This window comes from Halarcobacter bivalviorum, assembly GCF_003346815.1.
GTDB lineage: Bacteria > Campylobacterota > Campylobacteria > Campylobacterales > Arcobacteraceae > Halarcobacter > Halarcobacter bivalviorum.
This window is the reverse complement of record NZ_CP031217.1, coordinates 827,901-841,605: the sequence shown is the minus strand read 5'-3', so window position 1 is coordinate 841,605 and position 13,705 is coordinate 827,901. Positions and strand designations below refer to the sequence as shown.

The 13,705-nt window shown below is 26.4% G+C and carries 13 protein-coding genes; 1 reads left to right on the top strand and 12 read right to left on the bottom strand.

What is annotated here, in order from left to right; genetic code table 11:
• Nucleotide 1 precedes the first annotated feature (1 nt).
• The 7 genes from ABIV_RS04245 to ABIV_RS04215 are packed head-to-tail and all read right to left on the bottom strand — an operon-like array spanning nucleotide 2 to nucleotide 5,724.
• Nucleotides 2–889: an NAD-dependent epimerase/dehydratase family protein gene (locus ABIV_RS04245; protein WP_114838717.1), complete on the bottom strand. Its 888-nt coding sequence runs from the start codon at nucleotides 887–889 to the stop codon at nucleotides 2–4.
• Nucleotides 886–1,440 carry a dTDP-4-dehydrorhamnose 3,5-epimerase family protein gene (locus ABIV_RS04240; RefSeq protein WP_114838716.1) on the bottom strand — a complete coding sequence of 185 codons (555 nt, stop codon included), beginning with the start codon at nucleotides 1,438–1,440 and terminating at the stop codon, nucleotides 886–888. The genes ABIV_RS04245 and ABIV_RS04240 overlap by 4 nt, the downstream gene beginning before the upstream one ends.
• A complete protein-coding gene (rfbG, locus tag ABIV_RS04235; protein ID WP_114838715.1) occupies nucleotides 1,440–2,534 on the bottom strand; it encodes a CDP-glucose 4,6-dehydratase in 1,095 nt (364 codons plus the stop codon). Before rfbG ends, ABIV_RS04240 begins: the two co-directional genes overlap by 1 nt.
• On the bottom strand, nucleotides 2,534–3,307 hold the full coding sequence (gene rfbF, locus ABIV_RS04230; protein ID WP_114838714.1) for a glucose-1-phosphate cytidylyltransferase: 774 nt from the start codon (nucleotides 3,305–3,307) through the stop codon (nucleotides 2,534–2,536). Before rfbF ends, rfbG begins: the two co-directional genes overlap by 1 nt.
• A gap of 14 nt (nucleotides 3,308–3,321) precedes the next feature.
• Complete coding sequence (locus tag ABIV_RS04225; protein ID WP_114838713.1) at nucleotides 3,322–3,885, bottom strand: YrbL family protein; 564 nt, start codon at nucleotides 3,883–3,885, stop codon at nucleotides 3,322–3,324.
• 8 nt (nucleotides 3,886–3,893) lie between these two features.
• Nucleotides 3,894–4,991: a glycosyltransferase family 4 protein gene (locus tag ABIV_RS04220; RefSeq protein ID WP_114838712.1), complete on the bottom strand. Its 1,098-nt coding sequence runs from the start codon at nucleotides 4,989–4,991 to the stop codon at nucleotides 3,894–3,896.
• Nucleotides 4,981–5,724, bottom strand: a complete 744-nt coding sequence (locus tag ABIV_RS04215; RefSeq protein ID WP_114838711.1) for a glycosyltransferase family 2 protein — start codon at nucleotides 5,722–5,724, stop codon at nucleotides 4,981–4,983. Before ABIV_RS04215 ends, ABIV_RS04220 begins: the two co-directional genes overlap by 11 nt.
• Nucleotides 5,725–5,809: 85 nt before the next feature.
• Here ABIV_RS04215 and ABIV_RS04210 point away from each other — a divergent pair, with 85 nt between their 5' ends.
• Nucleotides 5,810–6,880, top strand: coding sequence for a glycosyltransferase (locus tag ABIV_RS04210; protein ID WP_114838710.1), 1,071 nt, complete (start codon nucleotides 5,810–5,812; stop codon nucleotides 6,878–6,880).
• Nucleotide 6,881: 1 nt separating this feature from the next.
• Here ABIV_RS04210 and cptA read toward each other — a convergent pair whose 3' ends face one another.
• From cptA to ABIV_RS04185, 5 genes are all read right to left on the bottom strand, one after another.
• Nucleotides 6,882–8,561 carry a phosphoethanolamine transferase CptA gene (cptA, locus tag ABIV_RS04205; RefSeq protein ID WP_205526952.1) on the bottom strand — a complete coding sequence of 560 codons (1,680 nt, stop codon included), beginning with the start codon at nucleotides 8,559–8,561 and terminating at the stop codon, nucleotides 6,882–6,884.
• A gap of 90 nt (nucleotides 8,562–8,651) precedes the next feature.
• On the bottom strand, nucleotides 8,652–9,245 hold the full coding sequence (locus tag ABIV_RS04200; protein WP_114838708.1) for a YrbL family protein: 594 nt from the start codon (nucleotides 9,243–9,245) through the stop codon (nucleotides 8,652–8,654).
• Nucleotides 9,242–10,363 (bottom strand): glycosyltransferase family 4 protein, encoded by a 1,122-nt coding sequence (locus ABIV_RS04195; protein ID WP_114838707.1) that lies wholly within the window; start codon nucleotides 10,361–10,363, stop codon nucleotides 9,242–9,244. Before ABIV_RS04195 ends, ABIV_RS04200 begins: the two co-directional genes overlap by 4 nt.
• A gap of 7 nt (nucleotides 10,364–10,370) precedes the next feature.
• Nucleotides 10,371–11,702 (bottom strand): O-antigen ligase family protein, encoded by a 1,332-nt coding sequence (locus ABIV_RS04190; protein WP_114838706.1) that lies wholly within the window; start codon nucleotides 11,700–11,702, stop codon nucleotides 10,371–10,373.
• A complete protein-coding gene (locus ABIV_RS04185; protein ID WP_114838705.1) occupies nucleotides 11,699–13,705 on the bottom strand; it encodes an LTA synthase family protein in 2,007 nt (668 codons plus the stop codon). The genes ABIV_RS04190 and ABIV_RS04185 overlap by 4 nt, the downstream gene beginning before the upstream one ends.

Here is a 13,705-nt window from a genome sequence, read left to right as displayed (position 1 = left end):
TTTATAATTCTCCAATAGTTTTTTTAATTGCTTCTTCTAAAGTATATTTAGGACTCCAAGATGGAACAAGCTCTCCTTTTTCCCAAGGTTGCATAACTTCTCTTTGTCTATATTCTCTACCACCCCAAATAATATTAAGTTTACTATTTGTAGCTTTTTCAAATATTTTTGATAACTCTTTTAAACTAGCTCTTGTCTGTGACTTAACGGCAAAAACTTTATCTTTAAAGCTTACTGCCTCTTTAGAGTTTAAATGAGAAATTAAAATCTCATATGCCAAAACTACATCCTCAATATATGAGATATCAATTAGTTGTTCCCCTGCTGACATTTCCAGAGTTTCCCCTGATTTTGCTATTTTTGCCCATAAATTAAAAACTTTATTTCTTGTATCATTTGGGCCAAAGGTATCATTTAACCTTATTGTAGTAAAAATTAAATTTGAAGTTTGAGTATAATATTTTGCAATATTTTCAAAAGCTTCTTTTGTTGCTGCATAAAGATTAACAGGATTATAATCTTTATTTTCATAGTTTTGCCAAAAAGTACCTGTGTTAATAAACCACTTTACTTCACTTTTTTTGCAAGCTTCTAAAATCAATGTTCCAAACTCAATATTTGAACTAATTAAATTTGCTATATCACTTGTTTTATGTTCTGATAAAAAAAGAGAAGCTAAATGTATTACCCCATCAAATTTCTCTTTTTCAAAAACTTCTAACAAGCTATCTATTTTTTTATTATATGTAATTATTTTTGCTTCTTTATGTATTGTAGAACAATCACTATTTTCTCTAACTAAGCAAAATATCTCTATATCTTTTTTTAACAAAAGTGATACTAAGTTTTGTCCTATAAAACCTGTTGCTCCAGTTATTAATATTTTCACTTTTCTTCCTTATAAAAAAAGTTACTTTCATATTCTTCTAAAGAGTTAAAAGACATATCTCTATCTGACATTTTAGGGCAATCACATTGCCAATCAAAACCAAAAGAGTCATATCTTATTCCCTCATCATTATTAGGAGCATAAGTTGTTGTTTGCATATAAGTTACATTAGTATTATCTTCAAGTGATTTAAATCCATGTGCTAAACCTTTTGGAATAATTAAAATTTTTCCATTTTCACTTGATAGTTCAATACTAAAACTCTTACCAAAAGTAGGAGAACCTTTTCTTAAATCTAAAACCACATCTAATATTTTTCCAAATGGTACATAAACAATTTTTATATGATCATATGGAGGTGTTTGAAAATGCATTCCTCGAATTACATCTTTATGTGAAATTGAATAGTAAGTCTCTTTAATTGAAATATTTAAATTATGTTCTTGAAAAAAATCATTATTAAAAGTTTTAATAAATTTTCCTCTTACATCTTCAAATATTCTTGGTTCAAATATTTTTAATCCAGGTATTTTAGTTTCTACTATTTGCATTAAATTGCCCATTTTAGTTTTTTTGTTTTTGCAGCTTTAATATAAGCTTCTAAATCCTCTTTAGTAAGATTTTTCTCTTCTTCATAAAAAGATTTATACCATTTTACAGTTTTTTCAAAAGTAGTATCACTATCCCAAACATCATTCCATTTTAATAATATATGAGCTTTAGAACAGTCTAGTTTTAAAAGATTTGCTTCATGTAAGGCATTTGGGTCTTGATTTATTTCATAATCAATTTTATCCCAATATTTTTTTACATTTTTTACTACTTGTTCTACAGTTATACTTCCCTCATCACTTGGTCCAAAGTTCCAAGCACTAGCAAACTCTACTTTTTCTTCAAGAAGTTTTTGCCCAATATTTAAATACCCACTTAATGGTTCAAGTACATGTTGCCAAGGTCTTGTAGCATATGGATTTCGAATACTTACTTTTTTATTTTGAGAAACAGAAAGCATAATATCAGTAATTAATCTATCTTTAGCCCAATCACCACCACCAATTACATTTCCAGCTCTACAAGAAGCAAGAAGAGTATTATGTTTTTTCTTATAATCTTTTATATTAAAATAAGAGTCTCTATATGAGTTTGCCAAGATATCAGCACACCCTTTTGATGAACTATAAGGGTCATATCCTCCCATTGGATCATTTTCTCTATATCCCCAAACCCACTCTTTATTTTCATAAGCTTTATCACTTGTAATATTTACAATAGCTTTAACATTAGCCTTTCTACAAGCTTCAAAAACCTTTAATGTACCAATAACATTTGTTTCATATGTTTCAATAGGATTTTCATATGATAATCTTACTAAAGGTTGTGCAGCTAAATGAAATACAATATCAGGTTTATACTCTTCAAAAACTTCATTTAACTTATCTAAATCTCTAATATCAGCAATAATTGAAGTGATATTTAAATTTAATAAAGAGATATGATTAGGAGTTGTTGGAGCGTCTAAAGAATAACCAATTACTTTAGCACCCATCTGCTCCAACCAATAACAAAGCCATGAACCTTTAAAGCCAGTATGTCCTGTAACTAAAACTGTTTTATCTTTATATATTCCACTAAATAAGTTTTGCATTACCAAACTTTCCACGGTGCTTTTTTTGTTTCCCAAAGTTTTTCTAGTTGTTGTTTATCTCTTAAAGTATCCATTGGTTTCCAAAAACCATCATGTTTATAAGTATAAATTTCTCCATCTTTTGCTAAATTCATTAAAGGTTCTTGTTCAAAAATTGTACTATCTCCTTGTGTAATATAATCAAAAACTTTTGGTTCACATACAAAGAAACCAGCATTTATCCAACCACCCTCACCTTTTGGTTTTTCTTTAAATTCAATTACTTGATTATCAGAAGAGATTTCTAATGCTCCAAATCTTGCATCTGGTTGAGCAGATGTCATTGTCATTGCTTTTCCATGAGATTTATGAAACTCTACTAATTCTTCTATATTAATATCACTTACTCCATCTCCATAAGTTAACATAAAAGGTTCATCTCCTACAAAGTCTTGTGCTCTTTTTACTCTTCCCCCTGTCATACTATCAACTCCTGTATCAAGAAGTGTGATTTTCCAAGGCTCACTAGAATTATTTAATACTTCCATTTTTCCAGTTGAGATATCAAGTGTTACATCACTTTGATGTAAAAAATAGTTTGCAAAATATTCTTTAATATAGTAACCTTTGTATCCAAGTAAGATTACAAATTCATTAAATCCATATTTTGAGTAAATCTTCATAATATGCCATAGAATAGGTTTTCCACCAACTTCAACCATAGGTTTTGGTCTTAAATCTGTCTCTTCTGCTAATCTTGTTCCTAATCCACCAGCTAATAATAATACTTTCATTTTTTACCTTTCTACTATTTTAATAAATATTTATTTACAAATTTTTCCCATCTTCTACTAATTCTTCTTCTAGCAAAATATGGGATTTTATTTGGCAAAGTAAAATGAGATACATCTCCTAAGCCATCAATTAAAACTAAATCAAAATCTGTTTCACTATTTTTTCTAAGCAATATATTTTTAGGCATCATTCCATAATTAAAAATAATACAGTTATCCAAAAAATATTGTCTATACTCTTCTAACTCTTTTTGATAAGCTTCTACACCGTTTTCTTTTAGATAAAAAGCAAAACTTTTAGAAACTTTTCCATCATAATCACGAATTAGCTCAATAACAAAACCAGCTCCCTTATTAGTTTCAACTTCACCATAAAACTTAGGTAGATGTTTAAAGTTTTTCATTCCTCTTTTTTCTAATTCTTTATAATAAGAGATTTCTTTTTGTGATTGCTTACTCTCTTGTCTTTGATTACCTTCATAAGTTACTTTTACTGTTTTCTTATTATCTTCAGGGTGCAAATATATTGCTCTTTCATTACCCTTTGCTATAAAATCTTCATCTTTTAAAAATAACACTCATTCTCCTAAAGTTGGCTAAAAAATTTACTTAGTTTATCAAACTGTTTTTTATTATCAAAAAGCTCTTCTGCTTTTTTTTGCCCTGCTTTTGCAAGCTCTTTTCTTAAAGTTTCATCTTTATATAATTTTTCTATTTTTAAAGCTAAATCTTCATAGTTTCCACTTTCAAATAGTAAGCCAGTTTTTTCATCATCTATTATCTCTAAAACCCCACCAGAGTTTGAACCAATAACACAACTACCATTTCTCATAGCTTCAATAGTAACTAAACCAAAAGTTTCATTTCTTGAAGTCATTAAAACCACATCACAAGCTTGCATAAATTTTGCAGGCTCTTTTGTAAAACCTACAAAGATAACTTGCTCTTCTAAATTAAAATCTATAACTCTTTGTTTTAACTGTTGTAAATACTCTTCACTCATAGCATGACCCACAATATAAGCTTTTATATTTAAATCTTTCTGCTTTAAAAGCTTCATAGCTTCTATAAGTAGATGTTGTCCTTTAAACTCATTGATTCTTCCAATAAGTCCTAACATAAAAGAGTCTTCTACTTTTAACTCTTTTTTAAACTCATCTTTTTGTTCAGCACTTAAAGCTTCGCTTTCATTTGCTCCAAGATATAAAGTTAAAGTTTTAGGTCTAATATTTTGAGGAATAAACTTTTTTATTTGCTCTTCTAAAGCTTTTGTAACACAAATAATTGTATCAATATTTTTATATAAAAACTTATGATAAAAATCACTTTTAAATCTTGTCATTGTCATATGTCTTGTTTGTACAATCTTTGGTTTTCTTTTTGAAAAGATTTTAGCAAGCACAACAATTGGAAGATCTTTTGTCCAATGAAGATGAACAATATCAATATTTTGTTTATCAATGATTTTTGCTAATTTTAAAGATGCACTTATAGAGAAACTACTTTTTCTATTTATTTCAAACTTTTGAACATCTTGAATGAAATCTTTAAGTTTTGATTTTGAAGCGACTACGCACAAAACATCAAAACTCTTTGATAATTCATTTGTACATCTACTCATATAAAGTTCTAAGCCTCCTAAATCAGGAGATAAACAAACTTCTAAAATCTTTTTATTTGTCATTCTTTTGCATCTCAAGCATTAAAGCATATTTCATATATGAACTAAAGGCTGAAATTACAGCAACATTCCAACCATGAATCCCATGAAAAGCTCCACCTTTTAAAACTAAAGCTTTAAATAAAGCGCCAACTCCATGAATAAAAGGGTCTAAAGAGTTTGCTCTTTTTCCTGCATCATATGAGATTTGTGCCCCTCTTTTTATAAACTTTTCAGTTGTTCTTATCATCTGCGCATAATCTTCATAAGAGTAATGAAGCATATCAGCTTTTAAATCACAAATATTTTTAGCTTCAACCTTTGCATGACCTTTTAATTTTGAATATCCACACTTAGTTCTATTATAAAGTCTTGTTACTCTATCTGGATACCAAAGTTTAATAAAGTTGTCTCCTACATAAGTCTTTCTAGCAAAAGAGAATCCATCATATTGTGTATTATCTAAATCAAGTTTTTTAATCTCTTCAATTGCATTTAAATCTAATCTTTCATCAGCATCAATACTTAGTACCCAATCATATTTTGCAAGTGGCTCACCAAAAGCTTTTTGAGGGCCATCTCCTAAATACTCTTGTTTTATAACTTTTGCACCTAAGCTTTGCGCAATTTCACAAGTTCTATCAGTACTTAATGAGTCAACTACTAAAACCTCATCACAAACTTCTTGTACTGATTTTATTACAGCCTCTATATTTTTTTCTTCATTTAATGTAATTATATTTGCAGTGATTTTCAAATCTTGCGACCTTATCTTAAAATAGTATATATTATATAACAAGTTTAATTTAAATAGGATATAATCGCCTTTTTAAAGGTAATTAATGAAACAAAAAACTGCAGTTATATGTCTATCAAGAGTAAATGGAGGAATGGAATTAGCCTCTGTTAAATTAGCAAGATTATTAAGTAGTGAAGTTGAAGTTGAATTTATAGCAAGAGATAATAGTTATATTCTAAATAAAGAAGAACACTTTAAAGGCTTTAATATAAAAGTGCATGAAGTAACATTTTCTAGTAATTTTAGTTTTAAATTAATAAAAAGTGTTAGAGAAATATTAATTAATAGCCAAATTAAAAATGTTATCTTCTTAGGCGCTTCTGAGATGAAATCTCTTTATTTTGCAACACTTGGCTTAGATATAAATTTTATTATTAGACAAGGTTCTAAAAAAACCACTTCAAAAAAAGATATTTTTCATAAATTATTTTATAGTAAAGTTAACTATTTTGTTGGAAACTGCGAGTATATGAAGCAAAATATAATTGATATTTTACCAATTGCTAAAAATGCACAAGTAAAAAGAATCTACTCTTCTTTAAGACTTGAAAAAAACATATCATTTAAAGAGTTTAATAATAAAATTGACTTAGTTCATGTGGGAAGGGTTCATCCAGGAAAAGGTCAATTTGAAGCTATAAAAGCTTGTGATATTTTATTTAAAAATGGTTTTGATTTCAACTTGAAATTCTTAGGAGATATCCAAGATAAAAACTATTTTGAAAAGATGAATAACTATCTTGAAACTCTTGAATATAAATCAAAAATAAAGTTTGTAGGATATACAAGTGAAGTAAAAAAATATCTTCAAGAAAGTGATGTTTTTATCTTCCCAAGTTTAGGAGAAGGTATGAGTAATGCTATTATTGAATCACTTGGATTTGGGCTTATTCCAATTATTTATAATGATACTTCTTCTCCTGAGTTTAAAGATTTAGGTTTTCATATTCATTTAACTTCAAATAATAGTGTTGAAGAACTTGAAAGTATTGTATTAAATGTAGCTAAAAATTTAAAAGAAGAAAAAATCAAAGCAAGGCAAAACCATCCAAAAGCTTTAGAGGTTTTTGCATTACAAAGAGAGCAAAAGGAGTATTTAGAACTTTTAAAATAGTTTATAGGTTTCTAATATCTTTTATATCTCTTAATTTATTTTTATTTGAAGGGTTACCTATTAAAACAGGTTTTTCTAAAAACTCTTCATTTATAACACTTTTTGAAGAATCAAACTCTTTAAAATTTAGTCCGGCTAAATCTGTAAAAGTATAGATTAAATCTGAAGATGAATACTCTCTATTTGTATATTTCTTTAAACTCTTAAAATCTTTAATTTTCTCTTTAAACACACTATTTTGATAGATTATAAAAGGTATTGAATACATTGAAAGAGTTGGAGCATCTTCATTTCTACCTAATTTTTTTACATTTTTATTATCAAATACCTCTTCCCCATGATCAGATAGATACAGTAAGGCAGTAGAATCTTTACTATTTTTTGCATCTTCAATAATTTTTGAGACTACATAATCATTATAAAAAACTGCATTATCATAATCATTATAATATTTCTTTTCTCTATCACTTAATCTATTATCATCTATTCTGTAATTATCAAATACTGCAAAATCTTTTGGATATCTATACTCATACTTATTGTGTGTTCCTAAAAGATGAACAACAATAAATTTCTTTTTAACTTTAGTATCTGCTAATACATTTTTAAAAGGCTCTAAAACAACTTCATCATAAGAGTAACTATTTTGTTTTTGATTATTATTTAAATAGATTTGATTATCACACATTTTAGAAAAAGTTGTAAGCATAGTATTTCTTTTTGTTTGTGTTTGCTGGTTAGTTATCCAATATGTTGAATAACCTGCTTGTTTCATAATATTTATAAGATTTGGTTTATTTAAATATAGATTTGGATTTTTTTCATCAGCAAAACTTAGAGCTTGTTGTAATACTTCAATAGTATATGGTCTTGGAGAGTATACATTATCAAATAAAATTAAATCATCTTTTAACTTATCTAAATTTGGTGTTGTATCTCTATTATAGCCATAAATTCCCATTCTATTTCTATTTGTTGATTCCCCTAATACTAAAATAAGAGTTGAAGCCTCATCTTTATAAGTATCTTTTAAATTCTCAACGGGTTTTAAAGTACTATTTCTTTCTAATAACTTCTCCATCTGATTTAAATCATTTTTATAGTTTACATAACCTAAAACAATATTCCAAGGTGTAGAAGCTTGCATTCTTGTCATCTGTTTATAAACAGCTATCTCATAAGGTTTTTTTTCAACATAATATAGTTCTAAAAATTTATGAAAAGGTACTAAAAGAGAAAAAACTATAAAAAGATAGATAACTTTTGAAGAAGTTTTAATCTCAGGTAACTTCTTCCAAAAGTAGTATGATAAGAAACTATAAGCAGCAATAAAAGGAATAATCCACCACTGAAAATAAGTCTTTAAAAACTCAGTGCTTTCCACAAGATTTGATTCAAAAATAATAAAAATAACACTTTGAGAAAACTCTTGCCCATATAAAAAGAAATAGTTTAAACTAAATAAAGAACCTAACCATAAAAAGATACCTATATAAGCAGCTATTTTCTTTGCATGCTTTTGAAAAAGTAAAATAGGAATTAGCCATAAAAAAGTAGCATAAACACTCTCTCTTAAACCAATAGAACCTGTTACATCAAAGATGATACATAATAAATTATAAATAGCAGAAAAATAGAAAAAGAAAAAGAAGTATTTTAAGGTATTGAAAAAAGTACTCACACAAGATCTCCCAAAATAAATTTGGAATATCTTATAAAGAAAAGATGAACTAAAGATGAAAGAATTATGAATAAAAATTCATATTAGATTCTATTTTAGTAAGCTAAGAAAATATTTATTAAAAGAGTATTTATGAGGCAAAGACTCTTCAAATCTTTTCCATAATCTTTTTATCTTTTTTTGAGTGAATAAAGGGATATATTTTGAAAAAGGTAAAAAGTCATTATTTACTACCCCATCAATCAAAATAAGTCTAGCTTCATTTTCATTTATTTTTTGATAAAGCATATTTTTTGTGTTTAAATCTTTTACTACAATATTCTCTTTTAGGGTATATTGTTTTAAATCTTCAAGAAGTTTTATTGGAGTTATTAAAGTTTTTGTTTTTTCATCTTTTTGTAAATAAAAAGATAAGGTTTTAGAAACATTTCCATCATAATCTCTAACTAAATCAAAGACTTCACCTTTTCCTAAAGAAGTAGCTACACTACCATAATATTTTGCTAAAAAATCCCAAGAGATTTCTCTTTTTTGTAAGAATTTATAATATTTAATCTCTTTTATAGTCTCTGAATAATCATTTGAATGAGTTATTTTTATACATTTATTTGAATCCATTGGATGAACAAAACAACTTCGATTTGTTCCTTTTCCAATTGGTTCAATACTATTTAAATCAATCATTTAGAACTTTGAATATAATCTAAAATCTTTTGTGCTCTTGCACTCCAAGTATGATAATTTAAAAACTTTTCATAGGCATTATTTGCTAGTTTTTCTCTTTTTATTTTATCTTCAATTAATTCATTAACTGCATTTTCCCAAGCATTTATATCTGAACTATCAACTAATAAAGCACACTCATCATTTAAAGCTTCATACACAACTTTAAAATTTGAGCAAATAATCGCTTTTTTTGAAGACATATATTCAAAAAGTTTAATAGGAGACATATATTTACTTGACCTATTTCCCTCATTATCACTTTGATAAGGAGCTAAAAGAATATCACACATATTTCTATATTTATAAGTCTCTTTAGGTTCTACAAAACCATGGAAAATAAGATTCTCTAAATTCTCTTTTGATTTCCAAAATTCAATATCTTTATCTTTTCCACCAATAATATGAAATGTTGCATCTGGAATCTTTTTTGCTAGCTCAATAATAATATCAATTCCTCTTCCTTTAAAAAGACTTCCTACATATCCAATTTGAACTCTTTTTTCATCTAAAGTTATACTTGAAGGTATTTTGTCATCAGGAATAATATTTGTACCATTACTTGCTGCTAAAATTGAATCTAAAGCAATACTACAGCTTTTATTGTACATCTTTCTAAGTTCATTAGAGTTTACAACAAGCTTTGCTTTGTTTTGATTATTTTTAATAAACTTATCAAAGAAAAAGTCATTAAAACCTTTTCCATCATAAGGTTCATGTTTTTCAAAAAGAGTAAAATATTTACTTTTTTGAGTCAGATAAAAAGCAAACATATCATCTCTTCCATAAACAATATCAGGATTGATTTTTTGAACCTCTTTTAAACATCTATATGAATAAATTCTTTTTTTAAGATATTTAATATTAGGAGAAAAAAGCTTTTTTAACTCAAAGTTTTTTTCAACTCCATAATATTCAAATAAATCCTCTATATTTTTCTCTTCAAGCTTTTTTGTCCAAGGAGCTAAAAGTGTAACTTCATGTCCTAAAGAAGCAAAAGCATTACACATCTTCATTACATGAATACTATTTGCTGTTCTTGAAGGGATAATTGATCTTGAGATATATACTATTTTCATTTTTTTCCTATCTTGTTATACCTATAATTAAAAATAAAATAACAAAAGCACTATATTTAAAGAATAGTTTTTTATCAAAATTATTAAAAGTAATAGTTTGCTCTTTATTAGCAATCATCGCTGAAATTAAAACTACTATTAATGGTAATTCAAAAGTTCCGTAAAACATTCCTCCTACCATAAAGACTAAAGTAGAAGCTACCAAAATAACAATTATATCTTTTTTTTCTCTTGATGTATTTTTATAACTTAATAAAGAATATATTAAAAAGAAAAAAGAAGCTAAACCAATAATTCCTATTTGCATTGGAATTTGAACATATACATTGTGAGGTTTTGCAATTTCTCTTAATCTCTTTTCTTCATCTGGAATTTTTGCTCTAAGCAAATCCATATGATCACCTGTTCCAGCACCAAATAAAAAGTTTTCTTTTATTACTTCAATTGAGTATATTGTTAAACCTATTCTTTGTGCTGTTGAACCATTTTCATAATACTCTTTATTTTCAATACCCTTTTCAAAATTAGTAATTGCTACATTTACTCTTTGATTTACTGTTTCAGAAAAGTTATAAATAGATAAACAAACAATAAAAACTAAAAAAACTGAAGATAATAGAAGTTTTATATTCTCTCTATAAGTGATTACTATTGTAATAAAAATCACTACAACTAAAGTCATATATCCTGTTCTACTTGCAATAAACGACATATTTATTAAAGCAAAAACTAATCCTACTAAAGCAATAACTTTTTTAAATTTTTCTTCATTTTTAAAATTTAAAATATAATAAAGTAAAAAACCTACAAAAAAAGAAATACCAACTCCATGTTCTCCATGAGCTAAAAATGGTGCAGGACTATAGGCAAAAGTTTCCCAAACTTCATATTTACCAATTGAAAATACATAAGGTAAAATTTGAAGATGAACTAAATATGAAAAAATAATAGAAATAAGCATTCCAAATAAAAATGCAAGTACTATCCTAGGAACAAACCTAATATCTAAAAAAGATAAGAAAACTAAAGGAAAAAGTAGATACTTTAATCTATCCATTTGGTCTTTACCATAATCAATATTATCTGTATATAACATTCCTATTGCATGTAAAGCATAAAATATTAAAAAAGCTTGAACTATTCTATTTGAAAAAGCCTCTTTTAAATAAAAACCAAAATCTCTTCGATATAGAAAAAGTGCCAACATAGTAAAAAACAAAGAGCTCTTTGCTCCATTATGTATAGGAATTAAAAAAGCATATAAAACTAAAAGATGATTAAGCCAAAGGGTAATTTTATCTTTAGTAGTTTGAGAAGGTGCTCTTAAAATGTTTGTCATTCTTTTCCTTTTTTATAGTAATAATTAATTAAGTGCTGAGTTATAGCTAAATTTGCTTTATAATAATTTAAAAGTTTACTATTTGTTTGTTCTTCGATACTATTTAATTTTTCAATTTTATCTTTGTTTGTTACTATCATTGAACCATTAAAACCATAATGTTCTAAAGAAGAATCAAATAAGTTTTTCCCAATTGATAGATATTCTTGTTCTTTTAAAGTTAAATTATAAATTGTTGGAAAGATATCTTTATGGGAACCTGTTACCTTAGTATCTACATCTATTTTATTTTTTAAACTTTCTGGTAAATAGAAATAAAGAGGTATATTTTTAGAATTTAGTAGTTGATTATCATCATACTTCATAATTCCATCAATTGTATTATTATCAGCTGTTACAACAACTATTGTATTATCTTTAAATTTACTCCTTTTAAACTTATCAAGGAAAATTCCAACTTGGTCTACTGCATAAGCATAAGACTTAAATCTCTGTTGAGCTAACTCAAAATCTCCTGTAATATGATTTTTTATTGCATCATTAAATTCAAGACTTTTTGACTTATACTCTTTTGGAACATTATATGGAGGATGATTATTTGTACTAAGAGCTACTATAAACTGTTTTTTATCACTATTTTCAAGTTTTTTTAAAATATGTGAATAAAGATATTCATCAAAAATTCCCCAAGGATGAAAATAGTCTGCTTTAGGTTTATCAATATTTTCTAAATGTTTAAAAATGTTAATTTTACCTTCTAGATTATCATAACCTTGATGTTTTACAAACTCTCTTAAACTTCTCCAAGTTAAATCTCCACCATAAATAAAACTTGTTTCATAATTATTCTCTTTAAATAAAAAAGCTGGACCATAAGAAAAACTTGTTTGTTTATATATCGATTGAGAAAAAGCAAAAGATGTAGGTCTATGCGGAATATTTAATAATAGAGCTTGTAAACTTGAAATTGTCCCATCGCCAGCTGAAATCATATTTGTAAGTAAGATGTCCTCATCAAAATGTTTTTTTAATTCACCTAAGATATTAAAATCATCACTTTGATATTTTAATATTGGCATTCCAAAGCTCTCTACCATAATTACTACAACATTGTACTCTTTATCATCAACTTTTTTTGTTTTAAAAGTTATATTTTTAAGTAAATCCTCTCTATTAATATTTTCTGTTCCCGTATATACTTCAAAAGCTTTTTCTATATTTCCTTTATACCCTGTTGCTTTAAGTAAATCATATTTTCTTGCTAGATATTTTTTTCTTGCACTTAAAGCATTTGTAAAAGCTCTAAAACCATTATGAGAAACTTTGTTTATAAATTCATCACTTGAAACATTTGGAATCATTTTACCCAAAGGATACATTCCTAAAGTTCCCCTAACTGCTAAAAAGTTTAGGACAAAAAGAATTAGAAAAATTAAAGCAGATATTTTAAGAGTAAAAAATGAGTTATAGTTTTTATTTGAAATAGAGAATATTTTTTTAATACTAAAAAATAAAAATGCTAGATATGCAAAGAAAATAGCTAAAATCAATACTACATTATAGTTTTGCCAAAAAGTAACCATTAAAGCTTTTGTATCATCATCTAAAAGACCAAAAAATAAAATATTTATATGCTCTTTAAAATAAGAGTAAAAGCCAAAATCTGCACACAATAAAAGACTTACTGCAACATAACAAAAAAACAGATAATAGACTAGAAATTTAGAGAAATAGTTTAATAAAGACTCTTTTTTTATATAATATAAAACTATTAAAATAATCGTTGGTAAAGTTTGAATATAACCAATTACTGTTAAGTCAACTCTAAATCCAAGAAAAAAAGCTTTTAGAATATCTAAATAGAAACCTTGAAAACTATCCAAAGGTGAATAATAAAAGAAAAACACTGCCCTATAAAGTGACATAATTCCTAAAAATAGAATATGTGCAAAAATAAGTTTTTTAAAAATATTTAAAACATTTGACATTATTGTTTGATTCAT

Coding starts and splice junctions, on each gene's coding strand:
- ABIV_RS04185 (WP_114838705.1), bottom strand. CDS start 13,705: ATGAATCAAACAATAATGTCAAATGTTTTAAATATTTTTAAAAAACTT.
- rfbG (WP_114838715.1), bottom strand. CDS start 2,534: ATGCAAAACTTATTTAGTGGAATATATAAAGATAAAACAGTTTTAGTT.
- ABIV_RS04220 (WP_114838712.1), bottom strand. CDS start 4,991: ATGACAAATAAAAAGATTTTAGAAGTTTGTTTATCTCCTGATTTAGGA.
- ABIV_RS04200 (WP_114838708.1), bottom strand. CDS start 9,245: ATGATTGATTTAAATAGTATTGAACCAATTGGAAAAGGAACAAATCGA.
- ABIV_RS04210 (WP_114838710.1), top strand. CDS start 5,810: ATGAAACAAAAAACTGCAGTTATATGTCTATCAAGAGTAAATGGAGGA.
- ABIV_RS04240 (WP_114838716.1), bottom strand. CDS start 1,440: ATGCAAATAGTAGAAACTAAAATACCTGGATTAAAAATATTTGAACCA.
- rfbF (WP_114838714.1), bottom strand. CDS start 3,307: ATGAAAGTATTATTATTAGCTGGTGGATTAGGAACAAGATTAGCAGAA.
- ABIV_RS04190 (WP_114838706.1), bottom strand. CDS start 11,702: ATGACAAACATTTTAAGAGCACCTTCTCAAACTACTAAAGATAAAATT.
- ABIV_RS04195 (WP_114838707.1), bottom strand. CDS start 10,363: ATGAAAATAGTATATATCTCAAGATCAATTATCCCTTCAAGAACAGCA.